Origin of the sequence: Paenibacillus marchantiophytorum, assembly GCF_014640555.1 — a bacterium.
Classification (GTDB): domain Bacteria; phylum Bacillota; class Bacilli; order Paenibacillales; family NBRC-103111; genus Paenibacillus_E; species Paenibacillus_E marchantiophytorum.
The window spans coordinates 22,062-44,098 of record NZ_BMHE01000011.1 but is presented as its reverse complement, the minus strand read 5'-3'; the positions used below and the strand labels follow the sequence as shown (position 1 = coordinate 44,098).

Here is a 22,037-nt window from a genome sequence, read left to right as displayed (position 1 = left end):
AAGAAACGAAGCTCCCACACTGATGAATTTAGAATACCATAAATTCTTACTAAATTCATAGGGATACACCAGTATGGCCGAATTCAATCATTCGTTCACGTTTCAAATTGCCAGCGAGACACGCTGCTGCCCCTTGATTCCATGCTGAATGAACGCTTGCGCAGCGGCAATTCGAGCTAATGGAATGCGGTAAGGGGAACAACTGACATAATCCAAACCGGTCAGATGACAAAAGAAAATCGATTCTTTATCGCCGCCATGCTCCCCGCATATACCCGTTTTAAGCGCAGGCTTAATGAGACGTCCGGCATTCACAGCCAGTTCAATGAGTTGTCCCACGCCTTCCGTGTCGAGCACCTGAAAAGGATTATGCGGAAGAAGCTTGTGATCGACATAATGGGATAGAAATTTCCCCTCGGCATCGTCGCGGCTGTATCCAAAAGTCATCTGTGTTAAGTCATTCGTGCCAAAGGAGAAGAAATCGGCATAAGCAACAATTTGGCGTGCCGTAAGCGCCGCTCGCGGCACCTCAATCATCGTCCCCACTTTGTACGGACAATCGCGGAGCTTATCTTTCCCCAGCACCTGTTCAGCAACGAAGTCAACAAGTTCTCTGACGATTTTCAGTTCGTTGGCATGCCCAACGAGTGGAATCATGATCTCGGGAAGTACGCGGATGCCTCTGTCGGTACAGGAGGAAGCAGCGCGGAAAATAGCCTCAATCTGCATGTCATAAATCTCCGGAAATACGATGCCCAATCGGCAGCCCCGCTGTCCCAGCATGGGATTGGCTTCATGGAGAGCCTGTACTTTGCGGAGGAGGTTGGCGACCTCATCTCTTTCTACGTTTGTTCCGGCCTGATCATAAGTCAGTTGAGCATGTCTTTTTTGCAAATCTTCGAGGTTAGGCAGAAACTCATGCAGCGGCGGGTCAAGCAAGCGAATCGTGACAGGAAGACCAGTCATTGCCTCGAAAATACCTTCGAAATCCGACTGCTGCATAGGGAGCAGCTGGGCAAGAGCCCGCAATCGGTCCTCCTTGTCATCTGCCAGGATCATGCGTTGAACGACAGGCAAACGAGCGGGGGAGAAAAACATGTGCTCCGTTCTACATAATCCGATCCCTTGCGCCCCTAGCTGTCTTGCTAGTATGGCGTCTTCCGGATTGTCTGCATTCGCGTAGACTTTTAACGACCGAATCTCATCCGCCCATGCCAGCATGACGAGCAGTTCATCTGTCATCCGGGCTTCTTGCAAGGGCATGACACCTGCAATGACGCGTCCGGTTGCACCATCCAATGTGATCCAGTCGCCTTCTTTCAAGAGGCTGCCCCCCGCCAACATTTGCTTCTCATCTGCTGATATTCGGATATCCTCACAGCCGCATACACAAGGTTTGCCCATGCCTCTAGCGACAACGGCAGCGTGGCTCGTCATGCCTCCACGGCTCGTAAGAACGCCTTCGGAGGCGATCACGCCATGAATATCTTCAGGCGTCGTCTCGCTTCTTGCCAGAATGACCGTCTTGCCGGCACGATGCCATTCAGCGGCCGTATCCGCGTCAAAGACAAGCTGTCCAACCGCTGCGCCCGGCGATGCTGGCAGTCCTTTGGCCAACACATCCTTGATCGCATCTTCTTGGATGCCTCTGTGCAGAAGCTGATCAAGATGCGCCACCTCTATGCGCCCAACGGCTTCCTGCTTGGATACTAATCCTTCGTGAACCATATCCACAGCCATCTTCAGCGCGGCTTGGGCATTTCGTTTTCCATTGCGTGTTTGCAGCAGGTAAAGCTTATTATTTTCCACTGTAAACTCGATGTCCTGCATATCTTTGTAGTGCTTCTCAAGCTGTTTGGAGGCTGTAAACAACTGCTCATAGATTCCCGGCATTTCGCTTTTCAGCGCTTGGATCGCCAGCGGCGTTCTTGTACCTGCTACGACGTCTTCCCCCTGTGCGTTGATCAAATATTCACCGAAGAACGTATTCTCACCCGTAGAAGGGTTTCTCGTAAAAACAACCCCCGTACCGCAATTACTGCCCATGTTGCCAAAAACCATGCTCTGAATGTTAACGGCCGTACCCTGTTCATCGGGAATCCGATTCATTTTGCGGTAAATCTGAGCTCTTGAATTGTTCCAGGATTTAAAAACAGCCTCAACGGCCATTCGCAACTGCTCGTAGACATTTTGTGGAAAAGCCCGGCCAGTTTGCGTTAGGATGCATTGTTTGTAAGCTTCGATAAGCGCTTTCCATCCCTCAGCTGTTACATCCTGATCTTGTTCTACGCAAGCTGTCTCTTTCAAATGGTGCAAAAGCTTCTCGAAATGGCGGGATTCAATGCTAAGAACCACATTGCCAAACATCTGAATCAGACGACGGTAACAATCGTAAGCAAACCTTTCATTTTGCGTAAGATTTGCTAATCCTTGAACGGTTGTATCGTTGAGCCCGAGATTTAGAATGGTATCCATCATTCCCGGCATTGAGGAGACAGAACCGGAACGTACGGAAACGAGCAGGGGATTAATGGCATCTCCGAACGATTGTCCTCTCTGTTTCTCCAACTGTTTGAGGGCGGTTGTCATTTGTTCGTATAGTTCGTCAGAGATCCGATTCCCCGTTTTGAAAAAAGCCAAGCATGCCTCGGTTGTAATCGTAAAACCCGGAGGAACGGGAAGGCCAGCACGTGTCATTTCAGCTAGATTGGCTCCTTTTCCTCCTAATAAAGCTTTCATTGAAGCATGGCCATCTTGAAAGGGAATTACTTGCGTCTTGCTCATCGTTTGTTCTCCTCCTTATTTTTTTCTATGCATGTGATGGAGCAGCACAAACTATAAAACTTTTTATATCCATTCGTAGGCAAGGTTGCAATCACTTCATTGCACGATTTACAAATAATAACACCAAGATCATAGCGATGGATGGCCGCCAATTTTACATCGTTTGTGTTAGACATTGTTTTTCCTCCTTCGAATTTAAGCTTTCTGCGCGAGAGATATAGGATACGAAATCAAGGACTCGGTTCGCATAACCCCATTCATTGTCATACCAAGCCAGCAGCTTGATCTGGTCTTCATTCGTCATAATGCTAAGCCCATCGATGATGGCGGATTTCTCGTTTCCAATATAGTCGACAGAAACTAGAGGTAATTCATTGTAGTCCACATACGTGCCAATGTGCCCGGCAATCGCTTGTTGGATGGCATGCTTCACTTCTTCGATTTGTACTTTGCGGCCGACTGTGACCTGAAAATCGAGCAGTGAGACATCTTGCGTCGGCACTCGAATAGATACGCCTTGAATATGGGAAGCGAGATGAGGAATGACATCTACTAGCGCCTTCCCAACGCCGGTTGAAGTTGGAATAATGGCATTCGTACAGGCCCTGGCACGCCTGAGATCTTTATGCGGGTTATCCAAGTGATTTTGATCATTCGTGAAGGCATGAACCGTTGTCATAAATCCAGTCTTAATGCCAAAAGCCTCATCGAGAATATGTAGAATGGGTGCGATGCAGTTGGTCGTACAGGAGGCAGCAGATAGCAAGTGATGCTGCTTGGGGTCATATCGATCTTCGTTTACGCCCATGACAACAGTCAGATCCATGTTCGTCCCAGGTGACGTGATCACAACTTTGTTGGCTCCGGCGAATAGGTGCCGCTCAGCGCCATGCCGATGATTAAACTTTCCGGTTGCATCTATGACCAATTCAACGCCGTAATCCTTCCACGGGAGTAAATCAGGTTCTCTTTCACTGATGACGGAGATTTGCTGTCCGTTGATCTGGATGAAGTTGTCATGCAGCACTTCAATCGTTGCATCCCAAGTCCCATGAACCGAATCATATTTCAACAAATGGGCAAGAACATGAATGGGACTTGTGGAGTTGATTGCGATTACTTCGTAATCCTGTTGTTTCGCGCTTAAAGCCTTTCTCAAACACAGTCTTCCTATTCTGCCTGTTCCACTAATTCCAACTCGCATCTCCATCCCCCAAATCTTTAATTAGTACGTCATTAATGTAACATATAACTATATAGTACACAATATATAATGTTAAAATAATTAAATAGCAATGAATTATCATTGAAATAGAGAGTTTTAATTATATGTGACACACTATATAAGTGGTGTTGCAAAAAATGATTGATTTTAAGCCGCTAACCGATTAAAATGCTCATTAATCTGTTAGCGAGGTGATCGTCCTGCGCAAAGTACTTAACTACAAATGGAAACGCTTCTTTCAGCGTAAAACGATGTTTCGCAACATGGTAACGTTGGCTCTATTCGTGGCGATTATCCCTGTGCTTGTTGTTGGAATAGGCAGCTATTTATATTCCGCCTCGGCGGTGCAAAGTGAAGTCAATCAATCGAATGTGCGGATTCTCAATAACGTCTCGGCCACCATAGATTCGACATTGGATCGCATACAGAACAACGGCATTCAAATGCTGCTGGGCACTTTTTTTAGCTCAAATCTAACGGAGTTGAAAAATACCAATTATTCCGGTCTTTACTCCGGTATTGCCCGCGAATTATCAGCGCTGATGAGCGGGAACAAAGAGGCGGGGGATGTCGCGATTTACGTGCCGGATGAAGGCTATTTAACCTCTCCGATCTATGGCGGCCGCAAAATTGAGAGCCAACCGGAACGCGATGCCCTGCAGAAGGAGCTTGACTCAGAAGATCAGCTCAAATGGGTGATTGGTCCTTATCCAGCTTTGCCTGGCTACAATGTGAACGGGGTAACGTTAATTGCGAAGGCGCCGCTTCTAGCCAAGCATCCGATCGGACTGCTGTTCATACGTATCGATGAAGCACAGTTTCAAAACATCATGAACCGATTTATCAGCTATGACGGAGAGCAGATGTTTATTCTGGACGCGAAGGGGCAACTGGTTACTTCAATAGGCAGTGACGAGGTGCCGCAAGGCTTGTTTGATTTGGTTGCTCAGAAGGGTTCCGAGCAGCGGTTTGCATTTGCCTACAATGAGACGGACTACATGGTTACTTCCATTACTTCCTCTTATAACAAGTGGCAGTACATTAATATGGTGCCAATCAAGCAATTGAATGCCAAATCGAACGGTATCGCGACCATCACACTGATTATTGTTGCCGTCTGCCTTGTGTTCGGAGCTTTATTCGCCTTGTGGGGGACGCGGCGGGTGTACCGACCGATTCAGAATCTCGTGGCTCATGTCAAAGGGGGCCAAGCGGATGACGCTGAGGCGGATGAAGTTGGCTTCATGCATAAACGTTGGGCGGAACTTAGTTCTACGGCAAATGACTTGCAGCAGCAGCTTAGTGATCAATTGCCGCTGATTCGCGAAATTTTTGCGCTGCAGCTCCTGCAAGGGCGGTTTCTTCACTATTCTCCGGATCAGCTTGCGGGCATGCTGCGCAGGTATGATGTGCCTGCCGAGAGAGAAAGCAGCGTGATCGTGATAGCCTTCGATGTGCAAACAGATGGCGGGGTGCGCTTTCAGGAGAATGATCGGGATTTAATCGTCTTCGCCGTGAAGAATATCGTCAGTGAACTTCTGCAAGCGCAGGAAATGGAAGGCATCGTCATTAATCTGCTGAACGATCAGGTTGCTGTCTGGTTATTCCGTGATCCGATGCAGATGGAAGAGGGAGATTCGAGCATTAAACTTTTCTCCGAAAGATTGCGGGTGCTTGTATCCGATTACCTAAGATTATCGGTGACGATTGGTCTAAGCGGACAAAGCGAGAGAATTGGCGAAGTGCCTGAATTATACGAGGAGGCGCTGCTCGCTGTCCGTTCCCGCATGATCGTCGGGGGTAATCAGGTGATCGCCCATACCGGCGGCAGCGGCCATTCGGAGATCCATTATCGTTATCCACTGGAAATCGAAACGCATTTCGAGAATTCCTTGCAGCTTGGCGACCGGGAAGAAGCAGAACGCATGATGGATGAATTCGCCAAATCGATGGAGGAGGCGATTCATAAGCCGGAGTTGATTCAGATGTCCTACTATCGACTGCTCACGGCAGCTATTCGCACTGCTTACCTACTGGGACTGGATACGAATCAACTGTTTGGAGAAGAGAGTTCAGATCCTTATCTGCACATTCGCAAAATCAGCACCATTCTAGAATTGAACACTTGGTTCAAAGCGTGCTTGGTTGAACCCATTGTAGCTTTCGTGCATGGCAAACAGCATCAGGAGCATGAGCAATTAATTCAGAAAGTGGTTCGCTACATCGAGGAAAACTATCACTTCGATCTATCGCTTGATCAATGCGCGCAAATTTGCGGCTTGAGTCCGCATTATTTGAGCAAGCTGTTCAAAAAGAACATGGACGTCTCTTTTATTGAGTACTTGACGAAAACGCGCATTGATCAATCCATTGAGCTGTTGAATACGACTGATTTATCGGTTTCCGATGTCGCTGAGCGAGTGGGTTACCAGACGAAAAATTTCATTCGTGTATTCAAAAAGCATATCGGTGTTACTCCAGGCCAGTATCGGGGAGCAGACAGCGAAAACTAGGATGCACATTTATTGTTCCAACGTGTATTGAGAGGCAAAAAAAGTGACAAATAGCAAGAGGAGCCCCGCTGCTGCGGGGTTCCTCTTTTTTTGCCTGGGCGCAGAATGCGGTTAAGAATTGGTCATTGTCCGCATGGCTTGTGGTCATGTACGATCGTTTCAGGCAAGAAGGCGAGATGCAAACGACATAACGAGAGGTGATGACATTGTCGCATAGTCAATTGGAACGGCTTCAAGAAGCGCTGCCAGCTGGACGGAGCGAAGGCGCGCATCCCAAGAAAACTTGGGTGCAGGAATGGCAGGTCGCATTGAAGCGAGACAAATATTTATATGTAATGGCTGCGCCAGGACTTTTATTTTTCCTTATTTTTAAATATGTCCCACTGTGGGGGTTACTGCTGGCTTTTCAGAACTTTTCTCCCTATTTGGGCTTCTGGGATAGCGAATGGGTGGGATTCAAGTATTTTGCAGAGTTTTTTGGCAATCCGGATTTCATGCTGCTGTTCCGCAATACGATGGCGATCAGCCTGCTGAATATCGTCTTCTTCTTCCCAATACCGATCGTGGTGGCACTGCTGCTGAATGAAGTGAGGAAGCTGGCTTTCAAAAAATTCATACAAACGGTCATTTACTTGCCGCATTTTCTGTCATGGGTCATTATCGTCGGAATTTGTTTCCTGATTCTCGGTGAAGGCAGCGGCGTTGTCAATCAATTGATCGTGGAGTTTGGCGGGCAAAAAATTCAATTCCTGACGGAGCCGAATTTATTCTGGGCGATGCTGACGGCGCAGAGCATATGGAAGGAAGCGGGCTGGGGCACGATTATTTTCCTGGCAGCGCTTGCGGGCATCAACTCGGAGCTGTATGAAGCGGCGCAGATTGATGGGGCTACCAGATGGCAGCAAATGAGGAATGTAACGATTCCCGGCATCAAAAGCACGATTATCGTGCTGCTCATCCTACGTTTAGGACAAGTGATGGACGTAGGGTTCGAACAAATTTATTTGATGGCAAGCGGACCGGTTGCTCAAGTTGCAGACGTGTTTGATACGTATGTGTACCGCGTTGGTATTCAACAAGGACGGTTCAGTTACGCGACAGTCGCAGGGCTTTTCAAATCAGTTGTAGGGCTTATTCTGGTCGTCTCGGCGAACCGTCTAGCCAAGAAATTCGGAGAGGAGGGACTTTACTAAGATGAATAAAAGCATGGGAGCCAAAATTTTTAATGCGCTGAACTATACCGTATTGACGATAGTCGGGCTGGTAACGCTGCTGCCTTTTATATATGTCGTTATCATTTCATTTGCCGACCCTACCGAATATTTGACGAAGTCGCTGGTCCTGATTCCTGAGAAGTGGAGCTTGTCAGCGTACGAGTACATCTTCTCAACGAATGCCTTCGTTCACGCTATGGGGGTCAGCGGATTTCTGGCGGTGTTCGGCACCTTAGTAAGCTTAATTGTAACGAGCGCATTGGCGTACGTACTATCACGCAAACGCTTAAAAGGGAAAAAGTTTTTCCTTGTCGCCATCCTTATGACGATGCTCTTTAATCCGGGGATGATTCCTAACTACCTGCTCGTAGACAGCTTGGGGTTAATGGATTCCATTTGGGCGCTGATCTTGCCGGCTTTGACTAGCGCATGGTACGTCTTTTTGATGAAAAACTTTTATCAGGAAATCCCGGACGAATTGGAGGAAGCAGCCAAAATGGATGGTTGCTCGGATATCGGCGTGTTCTTTCGCATCATGCTGCCCATTTCAGTTTCGGCGCTTGCCGCCTTCGGCTTATTTTACGCAGTAGCCTACTGGAATACGTACTTCAGCGGAGTGCTTTACATCAATCGTGACAGTTTGCGTCCGCTGCAGGTACTGCTCCAAATGCTGCTGATCTCAGCTTCACAAATGGCCGATCCTTCCATGGCTGCGATGCTGGAGAGTGAACGAACCGTTCCGCCGCAAGTCATCAAAATGGCTGCTGTCGTCCTTTCTTCCTTACCGATCGTAATGGTATATCCGTTTTTGCAAAAATATTTTGTCAAAGGCATGATGGTTGGCTCTGTGAAAGGATAATGGTTTCCGCTTTGAAAGGGGTGAGGCGGGTTCGAGATGACCGTGCGACAGGACGTTTGATTTGATAGTATAGTAATCATATAACGGGAGGTCTTTACATGAAACCAATGGTTAAAAAAATGGCTGTCATCTTAACAGCAGCAGGACTGGTCGCTTCCTTGGCGGCTTGCAGCAAAGGAACGAATGAAGGACAAACGAAGGCAGGCGCAGCAAGCAGCAAACCGGCAGCGCCAACGAACATTTCGATTACGACACTAGCTTTCGCAGCGGCACCAACGGGAGAACTGGAAGCTGTCAAAAAGCTGAATGAGAAACTGAATGTCAATCTGAACCTGAGCTGGATTCCATCCGCTCAAATTTCGGAGAAATTAAATGCGCTGCTCGCATCTCGCGACTTGCCGGATGTCCTCTTCGTGGAAGATTTCAATGCAACGCCTGCGTTCCTGAATGCCATTGATCAAGGTGCTTTCTGGGAATTGAGTTCTTATATTAAAAACTACCCAAATTTGGCCAAATATCCGGAGAACGTATACAAGAACGCCTCATTGAAAGGCAAATTGTACTCGCTTCCACGTGTTCGGCCGCTGGACGGCCATGAATCACTGCTGATCCGCAAAGACTGGCTGGATAAGCTTGGTTTGCAGCAGCCCAAAACGATGGATGAGCTGTACACAGTTCTCGAGGCATTCGCCAAAAAAGATCCCGATGGCAATGGCAAAGCCGATACTTACGGCGCTGTTATGCCTGGTTCTCCAGGGCCTTCCAGCTATGTGCTCTCCATGTTTGGAACAGGAACGAAGTGGAAGGATGAGAACGGCAGTATAGTCCCTTATTGGTGGACGTCCCAAGCCAAAGACGCGTTGACGTTCTGGAATAAAACATACAAAGCTGGAGGCATTCTACCTGATTTCCCTGTCCTAAAAACAGCGCAAATTAAAGATATGCTCGTGCAGGGGAAAGCAGGCGTGGCGATTGCAAATGTCATTGATGCTTACAAATACAACGTGGAACTGCAAAAAGTAAATCCACAGGCTAATCTTATTGCGGTTGAAATGCCAAAAGCGGCAGATGGCAAAGCTTACTATGAGCAAGCCAGCGGCTATTACGGACAATTCTTAATCAATAAAAAATCCGTGGACGAGGCGAAACTCAAGAAAATTCTTGAAGTTTACGACTATACGGCATCCGTTGAAGGATACAACTTGGCTGCATATGGCATTAATGATGTTGATTATAAAGTGAAGCCAGACGGAAGTGTTGAGCAAACGGAAGAAGGCAAGAAAAAAGGCTATTCGGGCGATACGACAGGCCAATGGGTAACCGGATACTTCGATAAGTATTCCAGAGCCAAAATGTCCGGCATTCCAACTGACGTGCTTGAACAAAACAAAAAAGTAATCGATGCAATTAGTTCCATGCCAGATCCGACTTACGGCTTGATGAAATCTGCAGCATTCAAAGAAAAAGGCGCAGACTGGGATAAGAAGCTGAATGATATGATCGTGAACGTCATCATTGGCAAAAACTCCCTTGAAGACTGGGACAAATTCGTGAAACAATTTAAAGATGATACAAGCTTCCAACAGCATATTAAAGAAACAAACGACTTCTACAAAGAGAAAGCGAAGTAAGAAAGTCGACAACCATTCAACCCGATCGTGCCGTAATTTAGGCGTTGTCGGGTTTTCTCTTAGGGCTACCACGACTCATAAGGCAATTATACGAATTCCAACTGTTCAAGTAAGCGGCGTCCATATTGAAATTACCCAGCGGGATGGGTAAGTTTCACTACGCAATCTCAGCTTTCACCATACAGCCAAAAAGGACGGTTGATTCTCATGTGCGCGCAAGATTTGAAACTATGGTACAAACAGCCTGCTGACGCTTGGGTGCAAGCACTTCCTGTTGGGAATGGACGGCTGGGCGCTATGGTATTCGGCAGGATCAAGGAAGAGCGGATGCAACTCAATGAAGATTCCCTATGGTATGGGGGACCTAAGACGAGAGAGCAGCCTGACGCACACAAACATCTGGAAGAAATTCGTCGCTTGATGTTCGAAGGCCGCCCGCAAGATGCGGAATATTTGGCGCGGATGGCGTTGACGGCGGCGCCCAAGTATTTGGCTCCTTATCAAACACTGGGGGATATCCACTTGTATTTTGGCGACATGGATGGGGACGTCCATGATTATGTGCGGGAACTGGATTTGGCGTCGGGCATTATCAAAGTGTCCTACAGATTGGGAGATACGAAGTATCAAAGGGAAATAATGGCCAGCACGGTGGATCATGTGATTGTTGTTAGGCTTACGTCAGATCGGCCTGGAGCGCTGAGCTTCGCGGCTAATCTGAGTCGGCGTCCTTTCGAGGGAACGACAGGGCGAAAGGGGGCTGACAGCATTCAGATGTGCGGTCAATGCGGGCCTGATGGCGTCCACTATTCAGCCGTGCTGCATGCTGTAGCAGAGGGCGGCGCGGTACGAATCATCGGTGATTACCTCTCTGTGGAGTCTGCTGATTGCGTAACCTTGTATGTGGCAGCGGCGACAACGTTTCGTTATGAAGATCCGCTTGCGATATGCTGTTCGCGTGTTGAAGCGGCTGCTGCCAAGGGGGTTGAGGCGATTCGCGAAGCGCATGATGCTGAGCATCGCGCGATATTTGAGCGCGTTCAGTTGGAGATCGATGCGCCTGATGAGGAGGGGTCTGAGCTGCCTACTGACGAACGGTTGCTGCGGATACGGGCTGGGGAATCAGATCATGGATTGGAAGTGCTGTTTTTTCAATTCGGCCGCTATTTGCTCATGGCGAGCTCCCGTCCGGGTTCGTTGCCCGCTAATCTGCAAGGCATATGGAATGAAAGTCATACGCCCCCATGGGAAAGCGACTTTCATTTGAATATTAATTTGCAAATGAACTATTGGCCTGCCGAAGTTTGCAATCTAGCGGAATGCCACGAACCCGTATTCGACCTTCTGGATCGGCTGTGCGAGAATGGGCGAAAGACCGCCAAGGAGATCTACGGTGCCCGCGGCTTCACAGCGCATCATGCGACGAATCTATGGGCGGAGACGGACATTTGCGGCATCTATGTGCCGGCTGTCTTTTGGCCAATGGGCGGCGCCTGGCTGTCTTTGCATCTGTGGGAGCATTATCGATTTAATTTGGACAAGGAGTTCCTCCGTAAACGGGCGTATCCGATTCTCAAGGAAGCGGCGCTGTTCTTTCTTGATTTTCTTGTGGAGGATGAGCAGGGTCGCCTTGTGACCGTTCCATCCCTCTCGCCAGAAAACACGTACCGTTTGCCTAGTGGCAATAGCGGCTGTCTCAGCATTGGTCCATCGATGGATTCGCAAATCATTCATGCGCTTTTTGGGGCATGTGTGGAAGCAGGACGGCTGCTCGGCGAAGATGACTTGTTCCTCGAACAAGTGGCGGAGTCAAGGGGGCGTCTTCCTAAGCCTGCGATAGGTCAGCACGGGCAGTTGATGGAATGGGCTGAAGATTATGAGGAGCTGGAACCTGGTCATCGTCATATCTCTCACTTGTTTGCTCTGCATCCAGGCGAGCAGATTACGATTCATCATACGCCTGAATTGGCGCAAGCAGCACGCCTTACGCTGGAAAGACGGCTTGCCAACGGCGGGGGTCATACGGGTTGGAGCCGCGCATGGATCATCAACTTCTGGGCGAGGTTGAATGAGGGCGACCAGGCGCATGCCAATGTTGTCGCACTGCTGGACCATGCTGTGCATCCGAATTTGTTTGGCGAACATCCGCCTTTTCAAATTGATGCCAACTTCGGCGCGACGGCTGCGATAGCCGAAATGCTGCTGCAATCCCACAGGGATGAGATTGTACTGCTCCCCGCGCTGCCAAGCGCTTGGCCAAGCGGGCGTGTCCGCGGTTTGCGCGCCCGCGGCGGATATGAAGTCGACATCGCGTGGCATGATGGCGTACTTGCCCGAGGCGCGCTGCTTGCTGCGCAGAGTGGAACCTGCACGATACGCAGCGCAGTGCCTCTTGCGGTAACCAATGAGGCTGGCCGCATGCTGGCTCGTCAATCGGCGGACAATCCACTCCTTCAATTCCCTGTGGAATTAGGGGGAAGATATATGATCCTTCCCGCATTGGGAGAAGCTGTGAGGGAAAGCAACTAAATTTCTTAATATATAAGAGTTTATATGATTTGGAGTGAACGCGGAGTTACTCAAGCCAACCTGTGCGAACAGAGGGAGGGAACTACAGTCCGCTATTCTAGCCAAAAGTATCCATATCGCAGGGGTTAGGGAACTACAATCCGCTATTTTGCTGTTTCCAAGGCAAATTCAGCGTTTTTCGTGGAAATAAGACCCTGTAGTTCCGCTAATACCCCAGCATCCCTGCTATTTGCCTATATAGCGTCCTCTAGTTCCCTTAACAGGTTTTTTCGCTACTAAGAGGCTGATTGATCAGGGCGGCAAAGCCGTTTTCTTACCGAAGAGGAAGCACAAATGCGCTTCCTCTAATTTAATTCCGACTATTCCACTAAACTTTGTTTACAAAGTCGGTGGAAATATTTACAATTAAAGCACGAGGGTTCTTTTCACTCTGAAAGTCCATTCCATTTACAGGCAAAGGTGATGATTATGAGTAAAACAAATGGAAGAATGATTCTGAATCTCATGCTGCATAATGCCGGATCACATCGGGGAGCATGGCGTCATGCGAGCACCAAAGTTGAGGAGATCCATGACATCAAGCATTTCCAGCGGCTGGCGCAGAAGGCGGAGGCTGCGCGAATTGATTCGCTTTTTCTGGCGGATGGCTTGTCGGTTGAAGTCAAGGCTGTTCAGCATGGCCCCATATTTGGCTTTGAACCGTTAACGTTATTATCTGCTATTGCGGCGGTGACAGAGAACATTGGATTGATCGCTACCATGTCTACAAGCTTCAATGAACCGTATAATGTGGCGAGATTGTTCGCATCGCTTGATCATATTAGCGGCGGGCGCGCGGGGTGGAATATGGTGACGACGGGGGTGCAGCGAACAGCGCATAACTTCGGGATGGAGCAGCTGCCGTCCCATTCACACCGCTATGCGAGGGCACAGGAATTCGCCGATGTCGTGCTCAAGCTTTGGGATAGCTGGGAAGAAGATGCCCTTGTTCAAGATAAGGTGTCGGGGATTTATGCGAATGCCAATAAGGTCCATGATATTCATCATCAGGGGACCTACTTTACGGTGCGAGGTGCTCTTAACATTATGCGTCCGCCGCAAGGCAGGCCTATTCTTGTGCAGGCAGGCGCTTCTGACGAAGGAAAGAATTTGGCTGCGCGCTATGCCGAGCTTATTTTTACGGTTCAGCATACGATTGAGGAGGCTAGGCTTTTCTATCAAGATGTGAAAGCAAGGACGGCGAAGGAGGGGCGCTCTCCGGGCAGCATCAAAATTTTACCTGGTTTGCATGTTATCGTGGGGGCAACGGAAGCTGAAGCCAGGGAGAAGGCAAGTGAGCTAAGTGAGCTGGGCTCCATCGAACGTTCCGTGATGTCCTTATCCAACCTGCTGGGGATCGATTTTTCGGTGTATGGGCTCGATGACCCTTTCCCTGAACTGCCGGAATCAACCCAAGTCAATGCGTATCAAACTTTCTATCAAATGGTGCTTAACATTGTGCAAAGGGAGCAGCTGACGCTGCGGGAATTTTTGACGAAACATTGGATCGGCAATGGCCAGCTCTGCATAGCCGGCACGGCCGAGCAAATAGCCGACGTGATGGAGGAATGGTATACGACCGGTGCGGCGGATGGCTTTAGTGTGATGCCTCAGCTGTCATTTGGGGGCGTGGAGGATTTTCTGGACCTAGTCGTACCGGAATTGCAGCGAAGAGGCTTGTTCCCGGAATCCTATACAGGCCGTACATTGCGTGAGAATTTAGGTCTATAATAGGGAGTAAAGGGGGGAATCAGATATGACCATTCAGAATGAGTACGAACAGTCCGATTATCCTAACCAACATTTGCTGGTCGATGCCCAGTGGGTGAAAGATAACAGCAGCAACCCAGATATCGTTGTTTTGGATACGCGAACGCAAGGCTATGAATCCGGGCATATCCCTGGAGCTATCAGCTTGCCTGTGAAGGTAGTGAAGGATGCAGAGCGTCCTGCCTTCGCTGCTCCAGAGATGATTCAACGTGAACTTGAGAAACGCGGAGTTAGCAGGGATACAACGATTATCGTGTACGACGATGGAGCGGGTGTATTTGCGACGCGCATCTTCTATGTGCTGGAATATTTCGGACTGAAGGATCGCGTAAAGTTGCTTCACGGCGGTTACACAGCTTGGCTCGCAGCAGGCAATGCGGTGTCGACACAAGCGGCAGAGGTGGCAGAAGGAAGGATTGATTTGGCTGCTCAAGATCAGCTAGTCGTTACCAAAGAAAGTATACAAAATGGTGTGGATAACGCCATTCTAGTGGATGCTCGCTCAGCGCTTGAGTATACGGGGGCCGATCAGCGTACGAATCGGAAGGGCGGCCATATCAATGGGGCGATCCATAAAGAGTGGAAGGATGCGCTAGGCCCTGCTGACGGCAACGGTGTTGTGCATTTCAAGAATTATACAACATTAAAACAAGAATTCGAAACGCTAGGCGTGCGACCAGGCCATACGATTATTCCTTATTGCCAATCGAATCAGCGGGGAGCGCATACGTATTTTATTTTACGATTAATGGGTTATCCAGATATTCGCCCCTATGAGGGTTCGTGGGATGAGTGGGGAAATGACGAGCATACGGAATGTGTTCGATAAAGGTTGAATAGAAAAGATCTATTTGACAGAATTTGGGGGCCGGTGTTACCATTCGGTTAATAACCAAGTAAACAAATTGGAATTTAACAAATTGACAGCAGGAGGATGACCGATGAGTATTCAAAAAGTAACGGGCATTTCGCAAGAACGCAGGGAAAGAGCGTTTAGGGAAGCTTTGACGTACCCGCAATTTATTGGAAATGCCCAAGTAAATGTCGACAGGCTGCAGGACAATTACGATCATTATGTATTAAGCGAGCAGGAGCTTGCCTATTTCGCAGGGCTTGCCGAGCCTGTTCATGTATTGGTTTTGGCTCATGATTGGTGTGGAGATGTCGTTGCTAATTTGCCGCTGTTTGCCAAGATTGAACAAGTGACAGGCAAGCTGAAGCTGCATATTTTGCTGCGTGACCCGGATAACCAAGATATTGCCGCTGCTTATTTGCAAGAGGATGGAAAAAATCATATTCCTACGTATGTCTTTTTTGATGAAGCGGGGGAGGAGCTTGGCGTATTCATTGAACGCCCTGATGTGATAACAGCTCGCATTCGAGATTGGAAAGATGAATTTTGGGAGCAGCATCCGCAGTGGCAAGGACGGGATCTAGCGCTTGCTGAATTAGATGAAGATGTGCGCAAAGCTTTTCTTGCTTATTTGAAAGAGCAGCGTCCCAAAGAACGAAATCAGGAGCAAACAGCCATTATTGAATTCTTGCGCACGATTCTCAACTAGGAGGAGTTTCCGATGCCTAATCAAGCAGCTCCGGCATTAGATCAGAATCATGCTTTCCCAGGAAAGACGTATGCGGAAGTGGTGTTAAGCCCTGCCTACGACCACGCCAAAGAGCAATTGCTAAGCCCTATGCTGGACATTCACAGAGCCCATTTGATTATGCTTCGCGAGCAGTCGTTAATTGATGAACAAGATGCCGACGCCATTGGACGCGCCTTGCAAGCGTTAGATGCCGAGCGGCTTCGCGAAGCTTCCTATACAGGCGAATTTGAGGATCTATTCTTTGAAGTGGAGCAGGAGCTTCACTTGTTGGCTGGTGAAGCAGCAGGCAATTTGCATATCGGGCGCAGCCGCAATGATATGGGAATCGCGATTTATCGGCTCACGCTGAGAGAAAAGCTGCTGCATACGTTGGAATCCGCCTTATTTCTGGAAGAGCATCTGCTGCAGTTTGCACGTTCGCATGTGGATACGATCATGATTGGCTATACGCATACGCAGCAAGCTCAGCCAACAACGTTAGGCCACTATACGGCAGCTGTATCGGATAGTTTAAGTCGCGATATCCGCCGATTGCAAAGTGCGTATGCGAATTGCAACCGCAGCAGCATGGGGGCGGCGGCTTTAACGACATCCGGATTTCCGCTTAACAGGCAGCGGATAGCAGAGCTGCTGGCTTTCGATGGTCTGATCGAGAATGCGTACGACGCTGTGAGCGGAGCCGATTATGTCGGTGAAATTGCGACGAGTGTGCAGCTTGCAGCGATTAATCTCGGCCGTTTCATTCAAGAGCTGCTGCTGTGGAGCACGCAGGAATTCGCGGTGCTGCAGGTGGCGGCGCCCTATGTTCAAATTAGCTCGATCATGCCGCAGAAACGAAATCCGGTCTCGATTGAGCATATGCGGTCACTCTTGTCCAGTTGTGTTGGTCTTACACAAACGGTTTTAAGTATGATACATAATACACCTTTCGGCGATATCGTTGATACGGAGGACGATATGCAGCCATACGCGTGGAAAAGTCTTGCCGTTCTCTCGTCGGTCTATCGGCTATTGGCGAATGTAATCGCAACGCTATCGATCAACAAGGAGGCGCTGGAGGCCAGGGTAGAAGCAAGCTTCTCTACGGTCACTGAGCTGGCAGATACTTTGGTGCGGGAGGAGAAGCTTTCCTTCCGCACGGCCCATCATATTGTCAGTGATTCTGTGCGCAAGGCACTGGTTAATGGCAATGACAAACGATTCTTGACCTTGAGTGTACTGAACGAGTCAGCGCTGGAGGTCATTGGCCGGAAGTTGTCATTCAATGAGGAGAAACTAGCGCTGGCCTTGAATGCCAAACATTTCGTCCAGGTAAGGACATTGATCGGAGGACCCAACGCCAATGAGGTGGAGCGGGCCTTGAATGGACAGACACAGCGATTGAACGATGATAAAGCTTGGCTCACCGACAAAAGAAGAGCCATACGTGCCGCACAAGAGGACGTTGAGCGCGAGCTTCAAAAGCTGTTCCTATAAGAATTGACCGGACACCCGGAGATGAGTTTTCTTCTGTTGAGAAGATAGGGCACATCTCCTTTTTGTTGTTCAAACCTACCCTTATGACCAAGAGACACAGAAGGAGGAATACCATGTTGTTTAAAAATGGTTTCAAAGTGTTTGATTTGCACGCCCACCTGCCTTACCCATGGCCATGGGCGGCGCGCAACGAATTTATTGAGCTTCACAAAGCGGAGCGCAACGAACGCATGCGGCTCACCTGGGATTTCCCCAACCAGCCCGATTCAGAGGAGGAAGCCAGCCGTCCGCTCGTTGATCGCTGGATAGATGAATTGGATCGCCATCAGATTGGCGGGATCAATTTCCTTACGGCCTGGAGCAATGATGACCTCGCTGCGCAAATACAGCAATATCCAGATCGCATGACGGGCTTTGCCCACCATTCGATAGAGGAGCCTAATGCGGCTGAGGAGCTCCAGAGAGCCGTGGACGAACTTGGTTTGAAAGGTTATAAGCTCTTTGGTCCCTTAGTGGAGCTTCCTTTTCATGATCCGAAACTGACCCCGGTTTGGCGCTTTTTGGCGGAAAGAAAGCTGCCGGTGCTGATCCATTTTGGACTATTAGGTCATACAGGGGGCATTGCGCAGCACTTGAACATTAATCCCTTAGCGATCTTTAATGTGGCCAGGGAATATCCCGAAATTCCGTTCATTATTCCACACTTTGGAGCCGGTTACTTCCAAGAGCTGCTGCATTTGTGCTGGAGCTGCCCCAATGTGCACATTGATACTTCGGGGTCTAATCAATGGATTCGCTGGAGTCCTTATGAATTGACACTGGAGACGCTATTTCGCAAGACGTACGAGCTGATTGGCCCTGAACGCATTCTTTTTGGAACAGATTCGAGTGCGTTTCCGCGAGGTTTCGTGAATCGTTACTTGCAGGATCAAGTAAGGGTTACCAGGGATCTGCGTTTTTCGGAAACAGACATCGAACTTATTTTTGGGAATAATGCCAGAAAACTGCTGAAGATCAATCAGCCAACACTTGTAAGCGGAGGAGAAAAAAGATGACAATCTATAACCGTACGACCAAGGGCACGATCGTTTCATCCCTGGGATTTGTGATTTTGTTAACTGGATGCTCGGCAGGAGGCAGTCAGCCAACATCGACGTCAGTGGCAACCAGCACTAGTCCTAGCGCAACTCAGAGCGCTGCAGCAACCGCAGCCAGCCCAGCTGAAAAGGTGACCATCGAATACTGGCAGTATCAGTTTCCTGCAAAGGTCGACCTGATCACAAAACTGATTGCCGATTTTCAAAAGCAAAATCCGAATATAGAAGTCAAGCAGACGAACTTCCCGTATGATCAATACAACGAAAAAGTGGCCACGCTCGTTCCTGCGGGGAAAGGGCCGGATGTTATCAATCTGTACTATGGCTGGCTGCCCAAATACGTAGCTTCCGGCTATCTGCAGCCTTTGCCGGACAGCGCCTTCTCCGAGGATAAAATTAAGGCGGAGTTCTTCCCGTTCGTGGACACAGCGAAGCTGAACGGCAAATATTATGCGATTCCGACAGCTGTTCGGACACTCGCTTTATTTTACAATAAAGATCTATTTACCAAAGCTGGGCTTGATCCGAACAAACCGCCTGCAACGTGGGATGAACTGGTTTCGCAGGGCAAGAAGCTGACGGAAAAGGATAAAAACGGCCAATATGTCGTAGAAGGACTAGCTTGGCAGCCGAACGCTCAACTGCATCACTGGTTCCGCGATGCGCTCGTTTATCAGGCTGGCGGCAAAGATATCAGCGATGATCGACGCAAGGTTTTGTGGAAAGAAACGCCTGCGGGCCTAGAGGCATTCAAGTATTTAATTGACCTGTCATTTGTGCATCAATTGGGCACCAAGGACTTTTACAATGATGATATTACAGCGTTCAAAGGCGGCCATGCGGCAATCACGATCGACGGATCTTTCCAGCTTGGCGGGATCAAAAAGGATGCCCCAAACTTGAATTATGCCATTGCTCCTCTGCCTTCGTATAAAGATAAAGCAACACAGGTATCCTTCTGGGCGAATGCCATCACCAAAAACGTGCAGGGCAAAAAGCTTGAAGCCGCAACGAAATTCTTGCAATTTCTGACAAGCAAAGAAGTGCAGGAGCAGTGGGTTGAGAAGGTTGGGGAACTCCCAGCCAAGAAGGATGTAGCTCTGCAAGATATCTATAAAAAGGATGAGAAACTCGGACCGTTTATTAGCCAGCTGTCTTATGCGCATGCGCACTATTTTGTAGATGAGAAGTTGGAAAAAGACTATTTTACGGATGCCGTCGATCAAGTGGTATTGAACAAAGTACCCTACGAAAAAGCTTATGACGAGCTCGTTGCCAAAACGCAAAAGTTATATGACGAGTATTGGGCCAAACAGGACAAAAAATAATGGTCAGGCATAAGTATGTCTTCGTCTACAGCTGCTTGCTGATTCCATTATTGTTTTTTCTAGGCATTCGTATCGCGCCTATCCTGTATTCATTCAACATCAGTCTGCGGGAGTGGGATATGCTGTCTGAAGAAAAGCCCTTCATTGGGCTGCAAAATTTTGTTCAGCTGTTTCACGATGAGATTTTTCTCATTGCCTTGCGGAACACGGTTAAATACGTTGTGATTGGTGTGCCGGTGCAACTGCTGGCCGGTCTCACCATTGCGCTTTTGCTGCAGCGGGTGAATCGATTCAAAGGTTTATTTCGCACCTTGTATTTTATCCCTTATGTTACGAGTGTTGTAGCTGTTAGTTGGGTGTTTCGATGGACGCTGTTGAAGAATGGCATTGTGAATGCTTGGCTGATTAAGCTTGGTTTGGAACCGCAGCTCTTTCTCGGCTCACCTTCCCAGGGGATCTATGTCGTCATAGCCGTTATGATTTGGCAAAGTGTCGGCTTCCAAATGCTCATCTTCCTAACAGGGTTGGAGACGATCCCCAAATCCTATGAGGAAGCTGCCGCCATTGATGGCGCGAATAGTTGGCAGCGATTGTGGCATATCACCTTGCCCCTGCTGAATCCAGTGATTGTATTTTCGGTTGTCATCGCCAGTATAAGTTTCCTGCAATCTTTTACACAGATCTTAAATATGACGGGCGGAGGGCCGCTGAACTCCACGATTTCTATGGTGCTTTATATTTATAATTTGGCTTTTAAGCATTTTAAAATGGGGGAGGCTGCCGCAGCAACCATCATCCTGTTCTTAGTGATTCTCTCGTTGTCTCTGCTCCAAATGAAAGTGCTGAACAGGCGAGTCGATTATGAGTAAAGGAGGCGGAGATTCTGCGTAAAGCAGCTTGGTATTTGCTATTGAGTGTGGGCAGTATCGGGATGATTTTTCCGCTGGTTTGGATGATCGCTACGTCGTTGAAGGCTTCAACAGATGCTTTCTCGCTAAGCGTGATACCGACGGGGCTGACACTCGACAATTATGTGGAGGTGTTTAAAAAGACCCCGTTCACCCAGTGGGTTCGGAACAGCTTGGTTGTCGCTGTGATTACAACGTTAAGCGTCTGCTTTTTTGATACTATCATTGGCTATGTATTGGCTAAATTCACTTTTGTCGGCAAAAAGCTGATTTTTGTTGCGATCCTTAGTACGCTGATGGTCCCTACCGAAATGTTGATCATTCCTTGGTATTTGCTAACGGTCAAGTTCGGGTGGGTGGATTCCTATGCGGGCATTTTATTCCCGGGCTTGATCTCGGCGTTTGGTATATTCCTGATGAAACAGTTCATGGAATCATTGCCTGGCGACTTATTGGATGCGGCCCGAATCGATGGCATGAACGAGTGGAGCATCATGCTGCGCATTGCCGTTCCACTTGTGAAGCCGGCGCTCGCTACCTTGTGCATCCTGTCATTCTTAGGCAGCTGGAACGCGTTTATCTGGCCGCTGATCGTCACGCAAACTCCGGAGCATTTGACGATTCCGGTAGGGATTTCTTATTTCTCCAGCGAGCTGAAAGATCGCGCCAGCTGGGTGTTGGTGATGACGGGCGCCTCTTTGTCGGTCATCCCGCTCATTGTTTTGTTTTTCGTTTTCCAGAAACAGATTATTCGGGGAATTGCTTTAACGGGGTTTAAATAAGTGAAAAGACCGACCAACTTCTGCAGCGTGTGATGCTGTGGATTGTTGGGCGGTTTTTTGGTGTTGTGGGGTGGGTATCAGTGGCGATACGGGGTAGGCGAGTAGGCATTGTTTTTTCAAATCTACGCGCAATAGGTGTGTCTACGGATCGTCGATCCTTTGAAGCCGAAATTTGTCTGGGTGATGGAGTTTAATAGCAGGTTGGGAGAACACTGGGAGTAGCTGTGAGGGAGAGTAACTAATCGCTTGGACGATGTGGCAGCACGGCGAAAGTGAAT

The 22,037-nt window shown here is 48.6% G+C and carries 16 protein-coding genes; 13 read left to right on the top strand and 3 right to left on the bottom strand.

From position 1 onward, the window contains the following. Positions 1 to 102: 102 nt before the first annotated feature. Genes ppdK through gap form a run of 3 tightly spaced genes read right to left on the bottom strand, consistent with a single transcriptional unit; the run spans position 103 to position 3,994 of the window. Positions 103 to 2,784, bottom strand: a complete 2,682-nt coding sequence (gene ppdK / locus IEY34_RS13080; protein WP_189012198.1) for a pyruvate, phosphate dikinase — start codon at positions 2,782 to 2,784, stop codon at positions 103 to 105. Next, entirely contained in the window at positions 2,781 to 2,960 is a 180-nt protein-coding gene (locus IEY34_RS13075; RefSeq protein ID WP_189012196.1) for a GapA-binding peptide SR1P, read from the bottom strand. The genes ppdK and IEY34_RS13075 overlap by 4 nt, the downstream gene beginning before the upstream one ends. Next, positions 2,939 to 3,994, bottom strand: a complete 1,056-nt coding sequence (gap, locus tag IEY34_RS13070; protein WP_189012194.1) for a type I glyceraldehyde-3-phosphate dehydrogenase — start codon at positions 3,992 to 3,994, stop codon at positions 2,939 to 2,941. Before gap ends, IEY34_RS13075 begins: the two co-directional genes overlap by 22 nt. 278 nt (positions 3,995 to 4,272) lie before the next feature. Between gap and IEY34_RS13065 the strand changes: the two genes are divergently transcribed. The 13 genes from IEY34_RS13065 (at position 4,273) to IEY34_RS13005 (ending at position 21,759) form a co-directional block, all read left to right on the top strand. Beyond that, entirely contained in the window at positions 4,273 to 6,522 is a 2,250-nt protein-coding gene (locus tag IEY34_RS13065; protein ID WP_189012186.1) for an AraC family transcriptional regulator, read from the top strand. 200 nt (positions 6,523 to 6,722) lie between these two features. Continuing rightward, positions 6,723 to 7,715, top strand: a complete 993-nt coding sequence (locus IEY34_RS13060; RefSeq protein ID WP_189012184.1) for an ABC transporter permease — start codon at positions 6,723 to 6,725, stop codon at positions 7,713 to 7,715. Between the two features lies 1 nt (position 7,716). Then, a complete protein-coding gene (locus IEY34_RS13055) occupies positions 7,717 to 8,595 on the top strand; it encodes a carbohydrate ABC transporter permease (protein WP_189012182.1) in 879 nt (292 codons plus the stop codon). Between the two features lie 98 nt (positions 8,596 to 8,693). Further along, a complete protein-coding gene (locus IEY34_RS13050) occupies positions 8,694 to 10,226 on the top strand; it encodes a type 2 periplasmic-binding domain-containing protein (protein ID WP_189012180.1) in 1,533 nt (510 codons plus the stop codon). Between the two features lie 207 nt (positions 10,227 to 10,433). Next, the gene (locus IEY34_RS13045) at positions 10,434 to 12,755 is read left to right on the top strand and encodes a glycoside hydrolase family 95 protein (protein ID WP_189012178.1); all 2,322 of its coding nucleotides are present in this window, start codon (positions 10,434 to 10,436) and stop codon (positions 12,753 to 12,755) included. A 468-nt stretch (positions 12,756 to 13,223) separates the two neighbouring features. Continuing rightward, on the top strand, positions 13,224 to 14,525 hold the full coding sequence (locus IEY34_RS13040; RefSeq protein WP_189012176.1) for an LLM class flavin-dependent oxidoreductase: 1,302 nt from the start codon (positions 13,224 to 13,226) through the stop codon (positions 14,523 to 14,525). Between the two features lie 25 nt (positions 14,526 to 14,550). Continuing rightward, the gene (locus IEY34_RS13035; protein ID WP_189012175.1) at positions 14,551 to 15,393 is read left to right on the top strand and encodes a sulfurtransferase; all 843 of its coding nucleotides are present in this window, start codon (positions 14,551 to 14,553) and stop codon (positions 15,391 to 15,393) included. Positions 15,394 to 15,505: 112 nt separating this feature from the next. Continuing rightward, the gene (locus IEY34_RS13030) at positions 15,506 to 16,126 is read left to right on the top strand and encodes a thioredoxin family protein (RefSeq protein ID WP_189012173.1); all 621 of its coding nucleotides are present in this window, start codon (positions 15,506 to 15,508) and stop codon (positions 16,124 to 16,126) included. 12 nt (positions 16,127 to 16,138) lie between these two features. After that, positions 16,139 to 17,644 (top strand): argininosuccinate lyase, encoded by a 1,506-nt coding sequence (gene argH, locus IEY34_RS13025; RefSeq protein ID WP_189012171.1) that lies wholly within the window; start codon positions 16,139 to 16,141, stop codon positions 17,642 to 17,644. Between the two features lie 113 nt (positions 17,645 to 17,757). Next, entirely contained in the window at positions 17,758 to 18,699 is a 942-nt protein-coding gene (locus IEY34_RS13020) for an amidohydrolase family protein (protein WP_189012168.1), read from the top strand. Then, positions 18,696 to 20,069, top strand: a complete 1,374-nt coding sequence (locus IEY34_RS13015) for a sugar ABC transporter substrate-binding protein (protein ID WP_189012166.1) — start codon at positions 18,696 to 18,698, stop codon at positions 20,067 to 20,069. The genes IEY34_RS13020 and IEY34_RS13015 overlap by 4 nt, the downstream gene beginning before the upstream one ends. Further along, positions 20,069 to 20,938 (top strand): carbohydrate ABC transporter permease, encoded by an 870-nt coding sequence (locus IEY34_RS13010; RefSeq protein WP_189012164.1) that lies wholly within the window; start codon positions 20,069 to 20,071, stop codon positions 20,936 to 20,938. Before IEY34_RS13015 ends, IEY34_RS13010 begins: the two co-directional genes overlap by 1 nt. A gap of 35 nt (positions 20,939 to 20,973) precedes the next feature. Beyond that, positions 20,974 to 21,759 (top strand): carbohydrate ABC transporter permease, encoded by a 786-nt coding sequence (locus IEY34_RS13005; protein WP_229757630.1) that lies wholly within the window; start codon positions 20,974 to 20,976, stop codon positions 21,757 to 21,759. The last annotated feature ends 278 nt before the right edge of the window (positions 21,760 to 22,037 follow it).